Origin of the sequence: Levilactobacillus wangkuiensis (assembly GCF_016861605.1) — a bacterium.
In the GTDB taxonomy this organism is placed as follows: domain Bacteria; phylum Bacillota; class Bacilli; order Lactobacillales; family Lactobacillaceae; genus Levilactobacillus; species Levilactobacillus wangkuiensis.
On sequence record NZ_BOLM01000006.1, the window covers coordinates 73691 to 89959 of the forward strand.

The 16269-nt window shown below is 51.5% G+C and carries 15 protein-coding genes; 13 read left to right on the top strand and 2 right to left on the bottom strand.

Translation table 11 applies throughout. The features are described from left to right. The first annotated feature begins 62 nt into the window (after positions 1-62). The 6 genes from JUF13_RS06010 to JUF13_RS06035 all read left to right on the top strand — a co-directional run bounded on the left by JUF13_RS06010 (position 63) and on the right by JUF13_RS06035 (position 8135). Positions 63-2357 (top strand): bifunctional glycosyltransferase family 2 protein/CDP-glycerol:glycerophosphate glycerophosphotransferase, encoded by a 2295-nt coding sequence (locus JUF13_RS06010; RefSeq protein ID WP_203638435.1) that lies wholly within the window; start codon positions 63-65, stop codon positions 2355-2357. 159 nt (positions 2358-2516) lie between these two features. Then, on the top strand, positions 2517-2840 hold the full coding sequence (locus tag JUF13_RS06015; protein ID WP_203638437.1) for a DMT family transporter: 324 nt from the start codon (positions 2517-2519) through the stop codon (positions 2838-2840). Positions 2841-3048: 208 nt separating this feature from the next. Then, positions 3049-3831: an SDR family NAD(P)-dependent oxidoreductase gene (locus JUF13_RS06020; RefSeq protein WP_203638439.1), complete on the top strand. Its 783-nt coding sequence runs from the start codon at positions 3049-3051 to the stop codon at positions 3829-3831. Between the two features lie 344 nt (positions 3832-4175). After that, positions 4176-5651 (top strand): aldehyde dehydrogenase, encoded by a 1476-nt coding sequence (gene aldA / locus JUF13_RS06025; protein WP_203638441.1) that lies wholly within the window; start codon positions 4176-4178, stop codon positions 5649-5651. A gap of 236 nt (positions 5652-5887) precedes the next feature. After that, on the top strand, positions 5888-7012 hold the full coding sequence (locus JUF13_RS06030; protein WP_203638443.1) for an NAD(P)-dependent alcohol dehydrogenase: 1125 nt from the start codon (positions 5888-5890) through the stop codon (positions 7010-7012). Positions 7013-7406: 394 nt separating this feature from the next. Next, positions 7407-8135: a MucBP domain-containing protein gene (locus JUF13_RS06035; RefSeq protein ID WP_225893620.1), complete on the top strand. Its 729-nt coding sequence runs from the start codon at positions 7407-7409 to the stop codon at positions 8133-8135. An 85-nt stretch (positions 8136-8220) separates the two neighbouring features. Here the strand turns inward: JUF13_RS06035 and JUF13_RS06040 are convergent, their stop codons facing one another. Continuing rightward, complete coding sequence (locus JUF13_RS06040) at positions 8221-8721, bottom strand: AAA family ATPase (RefSeq protein ID WP_203638445.1); 501 nt, start codon at positions 8719-8721, stop codon at positions 8221-8223. 150 nt (positions 8722-8871) lie between these two features. Here JUF13_RS06040 and JUF13_RS06045 point away from each other — a divergent pair, with 150 nt between their 5' ends. The 7 genes from JUF13_RS06045 (at position 8872) to JUF13_RS06075 (ending at position 15173) form a co-directional block, all read left to right on the top strand. After that, positions 8872-9201: a toxin-antitoxin system HicB family antitoxin gene (locus JUF13_RS06045; protein ID WP_203638447.1), complete on the top strand. Its 330-nt coding sequence runs from the start codon at positions 8872-8874 to the stop codon at positions 9199-9201. 12 nt (positions 9202-9213) lie between these two features. Then, positions 9214-10056, top strand: coding sequence for an SPFH domain-containing protein (locus JUF13_RS06050; RefSeq protein WP_125763975.1), 843 nt, complete (start codon positions 9214-9216; stop codon positions 10054-10056). Positions 10057-10206: 150 nt separating this feature from the next. Continuing rightward, positions 10207-10566, top strand: coding sequence for an MmcQ/YjbR family DNA-binding protein (locus JUF13_RS06055; protein ID WP_203638449.1), 360 nt, complete (start codon positions 10207-10209; stop codon positions 10564-10566). Between the two features lie 747 nt (positions 10567-11313). Next, on the top strand, positions 11314-12954 hold the full coding sequence (locus tag JUF13_RS06060) for a peptide ABC transporter substrate-binding protein (RefSeq protein ID WP_203638451.1): 1641 nt from the start codon (positions 11314-11316) through the stop codon (positions 12952-12954). Between the two features lie 163 nt (positions 12955-13117). After that, positions 13118-13627 carry a GtrA family protein gene (locus JUF13_RS06065; RefSeq protein WP_203638453.1) on the top strand — a complete coding sequence of 170 codons (510 nt, stop codon included), beginning with the start codon at positions 13118-13120 and terminating at the stop codon, positions 13625-13627. A gap of 176 nt (positions 13628-13803) precedes the next feature. Further along, entirely contained in the window at positions 13804-14373 is a 570-nt protein-coding gene (locus tag JUF13_RS06070; protein ID WP_203638455.1) for a cadmium resistance transporter, read from the top strand. Positions 14374-14468: 95 nt separating this feature from the next. Then, positions 14469-15173 (top strand): hypothetical protein, encoded by a 705-nt coding sequence (locus JUF13_RS06075; protein ID WP_203638457.1) that lies wholly within the window; start codon positions 14469-14471, stop codon positions 15171-15173. 72 nt (positions 15174-15245) lie between these two features. Here the strand turns inward: JUF13_RS06075 and JUF13_RS06080 are convergent, their stop codons facing one another. Then, a complete protein-coding gene (locus JUF13_RS06080; RefSeq protein WP_203638458.1) occupies positions 15246-16181 on the bottom strand; it encodes an ADP-ribosylglycohydrolase family protein in 936 nt (311 codons plus the stop codon). Positions 16182-16269 lie beyond the last annotated feature (88 nt).

The window sequence follows — 16269 nt, forward strand, 5'->3', positions numbered from 1 at the left end:
GCTCTACTCCAACACATCTCGCCACAACTGGCCCATCTATTGTTCCACTAAGGAGATCACCTATGAAATTCAGTTTAATTACGCCAGTAAAGGCCGAAGAACTCCCCCAGCTTCTAGCACTCAAACAAAATCTATCCCAGCAAACCATGCAGGATTTCGAATGGCTAATTGCGACCGACTTAACTTTGGATCTGCAAAGTCCTACCTGGCAGACGCCGTTTCCGATTCGTTTAACCCAACCAACCGTTCCAACCATCGGTGCGGCACGTAATGCTGCACTGGCGAGTGCCAAGGGTGACTGGCTTGTGTTCATGGACAGTGATGACTACTTATTACCGGAGGCATTAGCCCACTTGGATGGTACCACCGCCTTAACGCCCACTGTCATGGCTGACCTGCATCAATACCCGACCTATGAACCACACACTGCCTTTATCAACACCCTTTCCCAAACAATCGCGCGGGATAACTTACCCAAAGGCACAGGTTCTAAAGGCAAGAAGATCACCTATCGCCCACTCGATTTACCCGCAGACCTAACTACCGAAACGCCAAGTGATTTACCAATTAAGGCACAGAACTGGTTGAATTATAAATATCGGCTCTATCAAGACACCACTCGCTGGGATAATTTCAAACGTCAACTGTCAATTGCTGGTAAGGTCATCAATCGCGAACTCGTGCAGCAAGCCAAGATTCAATTTGATGCGACGAACCCTTTGTACCCGGATAGTCTTTTCCTCACACAAGTCATGGCCCACACATCAGCTTATCTTCAACTGGCTAATCCGACCTATATTCGTGTCAGACACAACGATCCAATCAATGCACCTTCTGTACACCAATTACCCACACCTAACCGTTGGCATGATCGACTAGCTGCCTGGCAACTTAGTCTAGACCAACTTTCCGCTGGTGATTTGCGCGATGCCTTTGCCACTTACACACTAAACCGGCTGCATCGCTACTTGTATAAGTCCCTGTCCACCAACACCGACGATACCATCGCTGACCCCCAGGATTTAGCCGTACAGCTTCAGCGATACCTTCAATCAATTGATACGCCGAGCAGCTTTCAGGCTATGCCGCTATTAAGCCGACAAATTTTGCATCACTTTCAACAGCATGGTACCATCCCCCAGGGACAAATTAATACGATTGTGCGGCTTCGTCAGTTGCGCCGAGTCATCAAGCATCACGGACGCGGCGTGACGCGCTTGGCCTACGACTGGTGGTTCACGAAACTACCCGTTAGGCCAAAAACGATTCTTTACGAGTCCTTTTTAGGTCGCAACTTTTCTGACAGTCCCAAGGCTATTTATCAGCATCTGCAAGCAAACTATCCCGGTAAATTCAAACACATCTGGGTTATGGCCGACCACACAGATACTGGCCCCGGTAATCAGCCTGATACCAAGGTGGTTAAGCGCTTTGGCTGGCGCTACATGTACTACTTGGCCACCGCCAGGTATCAAGTTATCAATATGCGACAACCAAAGTGGTTTATCAAACGCCCCGGAACAAAATTTCTCGCCACCTGGCACGGCACACCTTTAAAGCACTTGGTTTTTGATATGGATAACGTTGCTAGTGCTAATCCACACTACAAGGAAATCTTCTATCAGCAATCTCGCCAATGGGACTACCTGATCACCGCCAATCAATTTTCTGTTGATGTCTTCGAACACGCCTTTATGTATCCGACGCAAAAAATGTTATCAACCGGCTACCCACGCAATGATATTCTCAGCGCCCCAGACAAGACCAGCCAAGCGAATAACATCAAGCAAAAGCTGGGGATTCCTCTAGACAAAAAGGTTATCCTGTACGCACCGACCTGGCGCGATGATGATTATTATAGTGTTGGTAATTACAAATTCACTTTGAAGCTCGACATTCCTCGATTAAAAAGAGAATTAGGTCAAGACTATGTCCTTGTACTCAGAACCCACTACTTTATTACTGATCACCTTGATACAACCGGCTTTGGCGACTTTGTTTACAACGAGTCCAGCTACGATGACATTAGCGAGTTATATCTGATTTCCGATGTCCTCATTACTGACTACTCCAGCGTTTTCTTTGATTACGCTATTCTAAAACGACCAATTCTCTATTTTGTTTACGACTACGAAAAGTACCGCAGTGTTTTACGTGGCTTCTACCTCAACATGGAGACAGATCTGCCAGGCCCCCTGCTAAAAACCAATGACGAGGTACTCAGTGCCCTACACAATCTACCTGCTGTTGAAAGACAATACCGTGACGCCTATCAGCAGTTCAGCAAGCGGTTCAATGCTTGGGAAGACGGTCATGCCACCCAGCGTGTCGTCAACACCTTCTTTGATTTAAAGTAACGGCGACACCTTCCCAAATACTGCTAAAACAGGCTGGAAGACTTCCGTTCAGGCCTGTTTTGCTACTCAAATTACGAACAACAAACTTTCTCCGCCCATCGCCCACCGAACCTGCTAAGCTAATGGCCAAGAAGTCATTGAACATATGGGGGTGAGCGGATGTCATATGTTTACCTAGGCACCGCAATTATCGGGGAACTCATTGGCACTAATTTACTCAAAGCAGCGGCCGGCTTCACCCGTTTTTGGCCGTCGGTGGGCGCCCTGATGGCGTATGGCATCTGCTTTTTCTTCCTATCGTTAGCCATGAAAAATATCGATCTAAACGTCGCCTATGCCATCTGGGCCGGCATCGGGATCGTCATCACCACCGTGCTCGCCGTCATCCTCTGGCACGAGCCCATCAACTTCGCCAGCGTCCTCGGAATTATCCTGGTGGTAGTTGGCGTCATCGTGCTCAACCTTTACGGCCCCAACCACTGAGCTTGGCTAGGCGGTAACGCACGCAAACTGCTCGACTATGGGCGGCAACCACCTGCACAAAATTGGTTTTGTCATAAGTATATTTATAAGGTGAATTAATGGCTATTCCGCTGTGGTCAAGCGTATACTGATTCTACGTTGTGTTTCCGACAACGTCTCATGTCACGGGCACTGTTCCGTGGCCATCTATGGAATTGGAGGCTTCACTATGACAAAAACGGTCGTCATCTTAGGTGCAGGTTCAGGGTTCGGTTTCGCTATCGCGCAGGCGTTTGGGCAACAGGGTAATCACGTGGTCTTGGCCGCGCGCCACGAGGATGCCCTCCAGCACATGACCGCTCAGCTGCGCGCCGCCGACATCAGTGCCGACTGGCTGGTAGCCGACGCCACCAATTCACAATCGACCGCCGACCTCTTTCGGCAGGTCGTCCAACACTTTGGCGTCCCCGAAACCTTCGTCTACAACGTGGCTAACACCCAGCTGGACCGGCCACGGGACACACCCGTAACCCATATCGCCCAGGCCTTTGACGTCAACGTGCTTGGCGCGATTCGTACGACACGGCAGTTCTTGGATTTAGCCGATACTGACATCCCCCGCAACATTTTGATCACCGGGGGTGGCGCGGCCCTGAACCCAGTCAAGGCGACCACCACGCTGTCCCTGACCAAGGCCGCCCTGCGTAGCTACGTCTATTCCTTGGCCGACGAACTGGCTGACACGGCCGTTTACGTGGGCCTCATCACGATTCAAGGCATCTCCGGGACCAGTGACGCCATGCAACCGGCCAACGTGGCCACGGCCTACCTGCAGGCCGTGGCCGACCGGAACCAGACCGAACTGCGCTATCCCGCGGGAGAACAAACCGAGTCCGAGTTTTCCGCACTTAAAGCGGTCATGAACGATTCCAACCGCCTCCAAACCTTTCTCCAGGAACACCCCGGCGTTAACGCCTTTCTTCAGCAGCATCCGGAATTTCTGGCAGACTAACTCACGTCAACATTCGAGCAACTGTGGCTACCCTGCCGCGGTTGCTCGTTTTTCTTATCAAGTCCCGAATGTTCTGTGACTTGATAAGGTCACCTACCGAACCGCCCGCTCCTACGCGCCGACTGGGTTGCCAGCATCGCCACTACTGCCCAAACAACTTATTTGTGAAAATAATCACATTAACAACCAAAACGCGGTATAACAGAGTTGAGGGATAACCTCTACACCACAGAAAATTACCTAGCCAGTTAATTGCCTACTGGGTCAGGTGCGAGTCATCACCTCGGCATCAATTTGGGGTCAAGTCAGTTTATCTTGACGATGTTGAAGGGAGTCTTATTGTTATGTCCAAGAGTTCAGTTGCTTTGAAACACTATCAAATGTATATCAACGGTGAGTTTAAGGATTCGTCATCCGGTAATCTGATCACCGTGTTAAACCCAGCCACTGGGGAACCCATTTCCACGGTTCCAAGTGCCACTTTAGACGAATGCCGAGAAGCTATCGACGCCGCCTATGAAGCGCAAAAGTCCTGGAAGAAAGTGCCTGCCGCAACCCGGGGCCAGTACCTGCACGACGTTGCGACCGAGGTTCGCAAGGATGCCGACCACTTGATTGCCATGCTCCAAGAGGAACAAGGCAAGGTCAAGGCGTTAGCTACCACGGAAATTATGTTCTCCGCCGACTACTTCGACTACATGGCCAGCGCATCACGGACCTACGAAGGCGAGATTCTGCAGTCCGACAACGCCAACGAAAATATCATGATTGCCAAGCAACCTATCGGGGTCGCGGCCGGCATCTTGCCTTGGAACTTCCCATTCTTCCTGATTGCGCGGAAGATGGGGCCAGCCTTGGTTACCGGGAACACCATCGTCATGAAACCAAGTACCGATACGCCTAATTTAGGCTTGGAATTTGCCAAGATCGTCGAAAAGGTTGGGATTCCTAAGGGTGTTGTCAACATCATCACCGGGCCCGGTTCGGTCATTGGTGACGAAATGTCTCGGAACAAGAAGGTTGGGATCATCAGTTTGACCGGATCCGTGAACTCCGGGAAGCGCGTCATGGAGGCCGCCGCCACCCACATGGCCAAGGTTTCCTTGGAATTAGGTGGCAAGGCGCCCGCTATCGTCTGCAAGGACGCCGACATCGACCTCGCCGTACAATCCATCATCGACTCTCGGGTCGACAACAATGGTCAGCTCTGCAACAACTGTGAACGGGTCTACGTGCAAGAGGACGTTGCCGCTGAATTTACCAAGAAATTGGCCGATAAGATGGCCGCCGTTACCGTGGGCGATCCCATGAAGAACGAAGACATCGGCATGGGTCCCCTGATCAACCAAGGTGCCCTCGACAAGGTTGCCGGCATGGTCGACCGGGCCGTTGAAGCCGGTGGCAAGCTGGAAACTGGTGGGCACAAGGTTAAAATTGCCAACGGCTTCTACTACGAACCAACCGTCATTACCAACGTCAAGCAGGACTCTGAAATCGTGCAAGACGAAATCTTCGGTCCCGTTCTGCCAGTCTTGACCTTTAAGACCTTGGACGACGCCATCGACATGGCTAACGACAGTGACTTTGGCCTGACCTCTTCCATCTTCACCGAAAACATTGAGAACGCCATGCGGGCAGCTAACGAGCTCGAAGACGGCGAAACCTATATCAACCGCTTCAACTTCGAAGCCATGAACGGCTCCCACTCCGGCTGGAAGGAATCTGGTATCGGCGGCGACGACGGGAAGCACGGGATCGAAGAATTCCTGAACACCCACGTCATCTACCTGCAGGGTCACCCAGAAAAGACGCAAGCTTAGGGTAACCATGAAAGAAGATAATTCCCTTTCGAATTATCTTTTTTCTGTGATTGTGAATAAAGCGTTACCATTTTCTAAATCTGGGGTCAGTCCCGTTTCAGGACCGTGACCGCAGTCCTAGCAAGCAGTTGTTAGGCTTAACCTAAAAGTGGCGTTTTCATGAAAGCGCTTGCTTTTCGGACTCATTGTGACATAATTATCAAGTGTAAATAACTTTTAAAAACGAGGTGCCAATTATGAAGATTCAAGCTGCAGTTGTTGATAAGCAAAATGCTGATTTTGAAATTCGTGATGACGTTGAACTGGCTGACATGGGTGCGGACGATATCCAAGTCCACATGGTTGCCAGTGGGATCTGCCACTCCGACGAAGCTTTACGTACCGGGGTCGCCACCATTGACTACCCCATCGTCTTGGGCCACGAAGGTTCCGGGATCGTTGAAAAGGTTGGGCCAGAAGTTACCCAATTCAAGCCCGGCGACCACGTTGTCTTAAGTTTCTACGGTTGTGGGAACTGCAAGAGCTGTCTGGCCGGGATGCCAACGCAGTGTGAAAACTACGCTGCAAATAACCTGTCCGGGGTTCGTCCTGACGGGACCGCACACTTCACTGAAAATGGCCACGATGTCGCTGACATGTTCGACCAAAGTTCCTTCACCTCGACCACGGTCGTTCGGGAACGGAACGCTGTTAAGGTCGACAAGGACCTTGACTTACGGAAACTCGGACCGCTGGGCTGTGGCTACGTCACTGGTTCCGGGACTGTCCTCAACACCTTGAAGCCAAAGCCTGGCGACACCATCGCCGTCTTTGGGACTGGGGCCGTTGGGTTGGCTGCCATGATGGCCGGCCGCATCTCTGGTTGCACCAAAGTTATTGCCATTGACATCGTCGACTCTCGTTTGGACTTAGCCAAGGAACTCGGCGCCACCGACGTCATCAACAGTAAGAAGGTTGACGACGTGGTCAAGGCTGTTCAAGACTTGACTGGCGGCTTCGGTGTCAACTACGCGGTCGACACGACCGGTGTTTCCAGCGTCATCTCCAACTCCATCCAAGCTTTAGCACAAGGTGGGGTCTCCGCTGCCATCGCCGTGACCGACCAACACATCGACCTCGACACTTGGAACGACCTGTGTGTCAACGACAAGAGCGTCATCGGTGTTAACATGGGCGACTCCGTTCCACAAATCGACATCCCTCGTTTGATTGAGTTCTACAAGCTGGGCATGTTCGACTTCGACAAGACTGAAAAGTTCTACAAGTTCAGTCAAATCAACGAAGCCAACGCTGATTCCGTTTCCGGGAAGACCATCAAGCCAGTTCTGGTCATTGATGACAGCTACGTTCCTGGTAAATAATCAGACTTAATTCTCGTTAATAAAACCGGGCTATCCTGTGAGGTAGTCCGGTTTTTTATGCTCTCAAGGTCAAATCCCCGGTCTGCCCTAAAGCGTTGTTTGAAAGCGTTGTTTGAAATCCTTATCCGTTTCCGATTCTACAATTTTACACGGGATTGTAACATGTTTTTCCGGATTGTAACACCAACATGTTACAATCCTCTTTACAGCTGTTACAATCGTCTATAATTACTATTATATCAGCATTTAGACAACCTTTCCCGATGCCTAGTTGTCAAAACAGTGGCAACTATTTTAGCCACGATATGTCTGCTGAATTATTTACTCACATTTAAATGTTTGTCCCCTTAATTAGTGGTAAGCTTAGCTTAAAGTTGATCCACGGGGAGCGCACATGATGTTAAAAAAATGGTTGAGTCTATTGGGACTTTTTATCGTGATTGGGATTGTTGGCGGTGGTGCATTTAGTCAGTCGCAAACGGCCACCGAAAACGACCAAGAAAAACTACCCAAGAATTACGGAAAAGTGGTCGTGCACTATGTCTACGGGAAAAAGGGCCATCCCGCCAATGACCTGTGGAGCAGTCAGACGTTGACGGGGCGGATTGGCACGCACTACCAGACCAAGGCCGAGGATCTCTTGAATCACGAAGGCTACATGGTTCTCGCCGGCCACTCGAAGAACACCGCCGGAACATTCAAGCACCACGTGACCCACGTCACCTACACCTATTGGGACTATTCTGAAATCCAACACGAATTCAAACACGGCGCCGACCTCATGCTGGACGTCACGGCTGACCACCGCATCGGGTTATTTGACCGGAACCTGCAGGATTGCGTGGAGGTCGTGATGGAACGGCCTAACTTTGCCAAACCATACTACGATGTCACCTTTTCCACGCGTAACGATACGAATCACGGCTCTGGTCTGAAGTCCTACCGCTACCGTTTCGGGACCACCACCCGCTTCAAGGATCCGCGAAATGGCAACATCTACACCACCACCCTGACCCCCAAGGGTGGCATCACCTTCAAGGCTGTGGCGACCAAGCACTCTACCATGAATGAATTGGTGATTGTCAACGACCGGGGGAAATTGGTGACGGCTAAGATTAAGTAGCCGATTATAATTGGCCGTGCTAAATAAATTCGGACATCAAAGGCGCCTGAGATTTTGTCTCGAGCGCCTTTCGTATCTGTAATAATTATTGATCCTCTGTCCCCGCAATTTCCTGTAAAAGTCGTTGGCACTGCTCCGCCACCGTACTGATCTCATCAAAACAAACGGCTTCACTCCCCAGTAAATCCCGACCCAGCCACCACTGCGTTAGCTGTGCACGACTAAACGGTCGAGCCTTAGTCTGGTTGCGTTTCACCGTTGTCGCAAAGGTCACGTCAAAATAACCGATTACCATGGCAGACCCCCACGCCTGCTTGAGATCCCGCAGAAATTCACCATACACCGAACGTTTCAGGATGCCTTCCAAAATAATCACGGCGAATCCCTGTGCCCGGCCCCAGGCAACCAACTCGGCCATGACCGCGATAGCTGGCGTCCCTGCCGTATCCGGGGCGTGCAAAATTTTGCGTCGAACCACATCCTGACTGATCAACAGAGCTGTCGACCCCAGAATGTGCTGTAACTGCCGCGCCGTCGTCGTTTTACCGGACCCGGAATTGCCGCGTAACACTATCAATTTGGTCACACGTCCCACCCCTTTCAGCTTAGTTTTAGTCATTATACCACCCGCAAACTTAACGATTTAATTTGAACATTCACCACTTTAACCGTTCAGGGGACTGGTAAAAATGATATCATCGTGATATCATTAAGCTATCATCAGGAGGGCGTTATCATGGCAAAAGAAGCTCAGAAGCGTTTTCTATTACGGCTAGATGAAAGCCTATTCAAACGGGTGGCGGACGCGGCGGACGCTGATGGTCGGAGCATCAACGCCTACATCGCGCAGGTCCTGGCGCGCGCGGCACCAGCGGGGAACTGGGAACAGCGGCAGTTGATTGGCCGCGCCATTGCCGGGAAAGAGCTGGACGTCAAATCCGGACTTGTTCTGGTCGCCGGTATTTACTATCGGTATCTGCTGGAGGCCCCGGAGAAGCCGGACAAGGACGCCAACTACACGGTCATCGAGAGTCACGGGAATATTTTAACGTTGAAAAAAATCTAGGGGGAATTGGACATGTTTGGGATTAGAATTGTTCGTCAAAATAATGAAGGATTAGTCGAGACGCTGGGAAAATACAAGCACACCGTCTTGCCCGGGATTCATTTTTACCTGCCCGGTATCCAAAAGATTCGTACCGTCAGTCTGGCGATGTCACCACTGGCTTTGCCTAACTACTCGGTCATCACCAAGGATAACGCCGACGTCTCGGCCAGCCTGACGCTGAACTATCACGTCACCAACGCCGTGAAATACCAGTACGAAAACACGGACTCCGTGGAATCCATGGCGCAACTGGTACGGGGCCACTTACGGGACATCATTGGGCGGATGGACCTGAACCAAGCGCTAGGTTCCACGGCCAAGATCAACCAGGAACTGGCTACGGCCATCGGGGATTTGACCGACACCTATGGCATCAACGTTGACCGGACCAACATTGACGAACTAACGCCATCCAAGGCGATTCAATCCGCCATGGATAAGCAATTGACGGCCGACCGGGAACGGATTGCCGCCATCGCTAAGGCTGAGGGGGAAGCCAAGTCCATCGAATTGACCACCAAGGCCAAGAACGATGCCTTAATGGCCACCGCGACGGCCCAAGCCACCGCCACCCGGACCCGTGCCGACGCCGAAAAATATCGGATTGACACGGTGAACTCCAGTCTGGAATCAGCGACGAAGGAATTCTTCGAAAACCAATCGATTTCGGCTTTCAGTGACCTGGCTAACTCGCCGGCTAACGTGGTCGTCGTTCCAAGTGATCACGTTGCCGACCTGGGTCAGATTCCCGCCATTGGCGCGGCTTTGAAGACTGGATTGGCAACACCACCAGCTGCACCGGTTAAGAAATAGAACCTAAAAATCAGCTTTTCACGAAACGCAAATACTGCGTTGGTGAGAAGCTGATTTTTACGATTCTAGCATCCAAAGCAATCCGCAAACAATCTTTCAGATTACGCGTAGAATAAAGACAGAACTTCTACATAGAAAGGTTATGTAATCATGGTCACCCGCAAAGACATTTTCACCTATACGGAAGATAATTACGGCGTCACGCCTGAATACACCTTCAGCTCCTACCCGAAATATGCCGTCCTCAAGAATCGTCAGGGTAAATGGTTTGGCCTAGTCATGAATGTGCCCAAGGAGAAACTCGGTCTAACGGGCAAGGAAGAGGTCGATGTGTTAGACGTCAAGATTGACCCCGAGCTTGGCAGTATTCTCCGCAGCAAGCCGGGCTACCTCCCCGCCTACCACATGAACAAGGAACACTGGTTATCCATCGTACTGAATCAGGAAACGGATGCGGCTAATCTATTTCAGTTGTTGGACGGTAGTTATCAAACTGTTATTAAGTGCTAATTATTAATAACAAATGTCTACATCAATGATTATTATCTATCAAAAATCAGCTACCCACACAGAATGTCACCAGAAATAAGTGGTGACAACCGGGACCCAAACTAGTATGAGCCGTGAGGGCGAGAAAAACGGACTCAGCCGTGGGATTTATTAGTGCTTTCGGAAACGAATGCACTAATAAATGGCGATTTTGAGACGTGATTTTCGGCTCAAAACGAGGTCCAAGACCGCTCCTCAGGCTTGGGCCGCCCTCCCCTCGCGTTCCAGTCCGTTTTTTTCGCCCGGTAAGGCGCTGCAGCTCGCCAATTTAAAATTTCCGGTTGACACCACTTTTTTCCAGGGGTACACTAGCCTCAATTCAATAAATCGTCCGAAACAAACCATTGAGGTGGAGATCAAGATTATCGTGCACGTAAAGAGAGCCGTCGTTGCTGAGAGTACGGCCGAACGCAGGTAGTTAAATGGACCACCGAGGGCTTCCCCGAACCATTTTGCAGTACGGGAAGACGTGCGACATACGTCAGTTGTCAGGGAAATGTTAGTTTCCTGTGAAGAGGGGCGCGGTCTCTTTTTCGGGACCCGTCTAATTAAGGTGGCACCGCGGTTAAAACCGTCCTTAACACATTGGCTGTTGAGGACGGTTTTTTGTCTACACTTTTTCCGAGGGGGATTCACCTATGTTCAAACGATGGCAACGCTCATTATTCTTTCTAACCGACAAATTCAATCATTCTGGAGGAAAAAATTATGAGTTTAGCACAACACAAGAAAGCACTCGCCCTTTGCGGCGGCATTATTCTAATCGGCGCCGGCGTCTTCGCCGTGACCGGTCACTCGCAATCCACTAAGAAGGTCGCGCAACACCTGAACCTATACGAAACGGCCACGATTTCCAGTCTCGACGTAGCCAAGATCACCGACAGCGTCTCCAGCAATACGCTCAGCCAAGTTGGCGAAGGCCTGTACCGCCTGAACGCCGACAGCGAGGCGCAAAATGCCCTGGCAACCAAGACGACCGTCAGTGACAGCGGCCACCACTACACCATTAACTTGCGGCATAACGCCAAGTGGAGCAACGGCGACCCCGTCACGGCCCAGGACTTCGTTTACTCCTGGAAGCGGACGCTAGACCCCAAGTCTAAGTCAGAGTTCACTTATCAATTTGCGAATATCAAAAATGCCAGTGCCATCGCGGCCGGGAAGAAATCCCCCGCAACGTTGGGCGTTAAGGCCGTGGGTCGGTACCAACTGAAGATCACCCTCAGCCGACCGGCATCCTACTTCAAGCAGATGCTAGCTAGCACCACCTACTATCCCCTGAACCAAAAGGCCGTCCAAAAGTACGGGAAGACATACGGATCATCCGCGGCCACGACCGTTTACAACGGGCCCTTCGTTCTGAAAAACTGGAACGGAACCAGTGACAGCTGGAACTTAAAGAAGAATCCAACCTACGTCGCTGCAAAAACCGTCAAGCTCAGCAGTATTAAATACCAGGTCATCAAGACCAGCTCGACGGCCTACAACCTGTACCAGTCCAAGCGACTGGATGCGGTCACCCTCGACGGTGAACAGACCACGCAAAACAAACACAATCCGGACCTGAAGTCGTTGGCCGCTGGCCGTATCGGCTTCATCCAATACAACGAACAGAACAAGATTGCCGCTAACCAGAACCTGCGGCGCGCCATCTCCCTGGCCATCAACCGCCAACAACTCGCGGACAAGGTCTTGAAGAACGGTTCACGACCAGCCAAAACGTTTGCCATTCACCACATGATGACCAACGCCAAGACGGGGAAGGACTTTACCACCGACGCCTACGTAAAGAATACCGCCGACCACAACCCAACCCTGGCCAAGCAGCTTTACCAAAAGGCGCTGAAACAGTTGGGTAAGCAACAGTTGACCGTCACGATTACTTGCGGCGATGACGACACCACCAAGAACATCGCCGAATTTATCCAGAGCACCGTCAGCAGCACGCTGGGCCTCAAGGTCAACGTGTCCGCGATGCCATTTCCATCCATGCTGAGCAACGTTTCCAAGGGGAACTTCGAGCTCAACCTGACCGGCTGGAGCATGGACAACGCCGACCCGATTCAATCCCTGCAGATTCTATCCTCGACCAACAACTCCAACATGGGCCACTACGACAACAAGACCTATGATCAGGCGCTGACCAAGTCCGAAGGTGTCGACGCGCTGAAGCCGACTGCCCGGTACCAAGACCTGTTAACGGCCGCCCGGACCGCCCTGCGTGACCAAGCCGTGACGCCACTTTACGAAGCGCGGACCAACACGCTGGTCAACCCCAAAATCAAGGGGGTCGTTTATAACAAATTCAACGGGAGCCCCGATTACCAACACGCCTATGTCACTGATTAACCATTTGAAATTGCTAGGGTATTACCATTGCAGTGCCGGCCAAATACGGTATAATTGAGCTAGTAACTACAATTACACGTTTTCATAACTCAGGTGGGGCCCGGGGATTTTCACGACGGTTTCACCCAGCTAAGTGAAACGTCACAGAAAGGTTCCGGAATCTATGGAAAGTCAACCCTTACGTCACGATCACTACCCGGCCTCGCAAGAAGAGTACGAAGCTGAGTTAACCGAAACGGAAAACGAATACGCTGCGCAACTCAAACAAGTCGAGGACAAGGTCCAAGGCCAAGCCGCTCGTTACCTGTTATTTGGGGCTATCTCTGTTGTCATCAACATCACGTTATTTTACCTGTTCTACCACACGATGGGCATTGGCTATCAATTAGCCAACTTCATCGACTGGCTGATCAGTGTCCAATGCTCCTTCTGGCTAGACCGGACATTTGTCTTCAAGCACAAGTCCGACAAGCCAATGCGGGAAATGGGTACGTTCTACATGACCCGAATCGCCACGTTCCTGTTGGAAACCGTCATCCTGTTCATGGGGATCTCTTGGTTGAACGCCAACGGGACTATGACCAAGGTCATCGGCCACGCGATTGCTTTGGTTTTGAACTTCTTCCTATCTAAGAAGCTTGTGTTCAAGAACCAACCCGCTCCGGCTGATTAAATTTATGCTTATACACAAAGGTGATTCACTCCAGTTTATCTGGAATGAACCACCTTTTTTCGTGGCCAATCTACTTTGAATTAACTATGTTTACATATTATCCTGTTAAAGAACCCATTCACACCAGACTAAGCGTACAATGGACTTAATTCTACAACACTGAGGAGCCCACCATCATGCTAGTCTTCACCTTAACCGCCATTGGTATCTTCTTGGTTACTGACACCGACGACCTGGTCGTCCTGCTCCTACTGTGGCTGTCAGCCGAGACGCCGCGGGAACGACACCACATTATTCTCGGCCAATACCTGGGAATTCTCACCCTGATTCTGGTCGCCTGGTTAGCTAGTCGGGGCGTCTTGCACTACAACCTAGCCGAATGGACGCGCTGGTTGGGGGTGGTTCCCCTGACCCTGGGAATCACCGGTCTGTGGCGGTGGTGGCACGCGCGCCACACAACCGGCTTGCCACCTGCCTTAACGCGCGTGGTCAGCCTACCATTGGTCTGGTCGCTGACGATTGGTAACGGTGGCGATAACCTCAGCATCTACATCCCCTATTTTACCCGGCTCAACCATCCCGAGTTTGGTGGTGTCCTGGTCATTTTTCTGACCCTGATTGGCCTCTGGCTGATTGTTAGTCACCGCGTTGCCCAATCGCCCGCCGCCAGTCACTTTTTCGCGCGGTTTGGCGCCTGGTTGTCGCCACTTCTGTTCATTTGCGTGGGCCTCGCCATTTTGCTCTAAGTGTTTCACATGGAACATTTTTTCGGTTACGGCCCACCGCCTCGGCGAATTACGTTATAATTGAGGGACTAAATGCGTTTTTATGGGAGGAAAACATGGACGACGAAGGTGCACCACTCTTCACATTAGGCATCGGTCCGGACGGCGAGCCCTGGGTCAAGGCCGCTGCGGCGACGCAAACTATCAAGGATTCGGCTGCCTACAGCACCGCGCTCGGACTCTTGATCAACGAGATGCGCGACAAGCTCAACCTGACCGATGACAAGGCCTTCCATGCATTCATGGCATTGGCCCTCAAGCAGACACCGGAGAGCCCAGCCCCCCGGCAAAAACCAGCGACCACCCACGTGACCCTCTCCGGTAAAAATCTGCGGACGGGCCAGCGGGAAACGCATGATATTGTGTTCGCTGATCTAGTCGACGTGGCCGGCAACGAGGACGTTGTTTACCTGACGCTCAAAAACACCATGATGGGCATCATCATGAACGACGCCTATCAGGCCACCAAGCTGGCTATGGGCAAGCGCGACTTCAAGTATTTTCTCGACGAGGCCAACCTGACCTTTGCCCTCTACGCCTATCCCGCCGACATCAAGGCGCTGCACAATATCTTTGCCTACGCTCGGCAGCATCAGTTATTCACCAAGCTCGCGACCGATGAGTACGCGGCAGAAGACGTGCCGGATACGCCCGCTGAGTTCGACAACTTCATGCAGTCGGTCTTCGATGACATGTCAGCTGACGACCCGGACGATGGCGGTGCGGGTGATAACGTGGTACCCTTTCGACCGAAAGATTAAGTTGAAAATAACCAAAAGAATCCCTACCTAACGGCAATTGTTCGTCATTAGGTGGGGATTTTAATTTGCCCACTAATCGCCAAATCTAGCCGCAAAGGGCACCATCAGTTTGTCCAACAGCTCATGATTCAACGTAACTTGCCACCAGTCCGCTGGTACCGGTTGGTCTGGGTGCGCGACGGACATGAGCGAGCCCGCCACCGTCGCAATGGTATCCACGTCCCCACCCAGATTGACCGCGGCCAACAGCCCGGTCCGCAAATCCTGGTAATTTAAGGCCACCCAGACGGCTGCCTCTAGGGTATCCACCACGTAACCCGATGTTTTAATTGCGGAAACCGGTAGCTGACCAAAACCGCTCGTAAACAATCGCTGGTAGGCCGACAGCTCCTGTGCCATTACCGGTTCGGCAGCAAACACCGCCAGCACTCGCGCCTGCACCGTCTTTAGTGCGGTTACTAACGTGTGTCCTTGCAATAGTTCATGGAGGATTTCCAAATAAATGACACTGCCAACGACCGCTCGCGGATGGCCGTGCGTGACGGTGGTCATGGCAATTGACTGGCGCATGCGCTCATCGATTGGCTGTCGCGCAAGCGTAAATGCCAACGGGGCAATTCGCATCAACGCCCCATTGCCATTGGCGTTTTCTGATGCATCCCCACACTGGACCGCGGGCACGTGGTTAATGGCATGTTGGCGAACGGCATGGGCACAGGTGCGGCCCACATCAAAGGTCACCCCCCGCGGCGTCCATTCACCAAACATCATATAGCGTTCAAACTTGTTTAGCAGGTCATCAGCACTCCCCCGTTCCAAAATATTTTGAATTAGGCACAGGGTCATCGACGTATCGTCTGACCAACTCCCCATCGGTTGCGACCAGGTTCCTTCACCGGTCATCCCCAGCAACTGATACTGACCCCGCTGTTTCATTTCCGCCGGGACGCCTAAAGCATCGGCAACGGCCGCCACCCGAAGACTATTTAGAATTTCTGCTTTTTTCATGGGCTCCTCCTTTGAATCCGAACTATTCTCCCTCTAATTTACACCTAAAATGGGTAAACAAAAACGGTCCCTAGTCTCAGGACCGTTC

Excerpts from the sequence above, each read along its gene's own strand:
- JUF13_RS06010 (WP_203638435.1), top strand. The coding sequence starts at position 63 with ATGAAATTCAGTTTAATTACGCCAGTAAAGGCCGAAGAACTCCCCCAG.
- JUF13_RS06075 (WP_203638457.1), top strand. The coding sequence starts at position 14,469 with ATGGACGACGAAGGTGCACCACTCTTCACATTAGGCATCGGTCCGGAC.
- aldA (WP_203638441.1), top strand. The coding sequence starts at position 4,176 with ATGTCCAAGAGTTCAGTTGCTTTGAAACACTATCAAATGTATATCAAC.
- JUF13_RS06060 (WP_203638451.1), top strand. The coding sequence starts at position 11,314 with ATGAGTTTAGCACAACACAAGAAAGCACTCGCCCTTTGCGGCGGCATT.
- JUF13_RS06070 (WP_203638455.1), top strand. The coding sequence starts at position 13,804 with ATGCTAGTCTTCACCTTAACCGCCATTGGTATCTTCTTGGTTACTGAC.
- JUF13_RS06050 (WP_125763975.1), top strand. The coding sequence starts at position 9,214 with ATGTTTGGGATTAGAATTGTTCGTCAAAATAATGAAGGATTAGTCGAG.
- JUF13_RS06065 (WP_203638453.1), top strand. The coding sequence starts at position 13,118 with ATGGAAAGTCAACCCTTACGTCACGATCACTACCCGGCCTCGCAAGAA.
- JUF13_RS06015 (WP_203638437.1), top strand. The coding sequence starts at position 2,517 with ATGTCATATGTTTACCTAGGCACCGCAATTATCGGGGAACTCATTGGC.
- JUF13_RS06035 (WP_225893620.1), top strand. The coding sequence starts at position 7,407 with ATGATGTTAAAAAAATGGTTGAGTCTATTGGGACTTTTTATCGTGATT.
- JUF13_RS06055 (WP_203638449.1), top strand. The coding sequence starts at position 10,207 with ATGGTCACCCGCAAAGACATTTTCACCTATACGGAAGATAATTACGGC.
- JUF13_RS06030 (WP_203638443.1), top strand. The coding sequence starts at position 5,888 with ATGAAGATTCAAGCTGCAGTTGTTGATAAGCAAAATGCTGATTTTGAA.
- JUF13_RS06020 (WP_203638439.1), top strand. The coding sequence starts at position 3,049 with ATGACAAAAACGGTCGTCATCTTAGGTGCAGGTTCAGGGTTCGGTTTC.
- JUF13_RS06080 (WP_203638458.1), bottom strand. The coding sequence starts at position 16,181 with ATGAAAAAAGCAGAAATTCTAAATAGTCTTCGGGTGGCGGCCGTTGCC.
- JUF13_RS06045 (WP_203638447.1), top strand. The coding sequence starts at position 8,872 with ATGGCAAAAGAAGCTCAGAAGCGTTTTCTATTACGGCTAGATGAAAGC.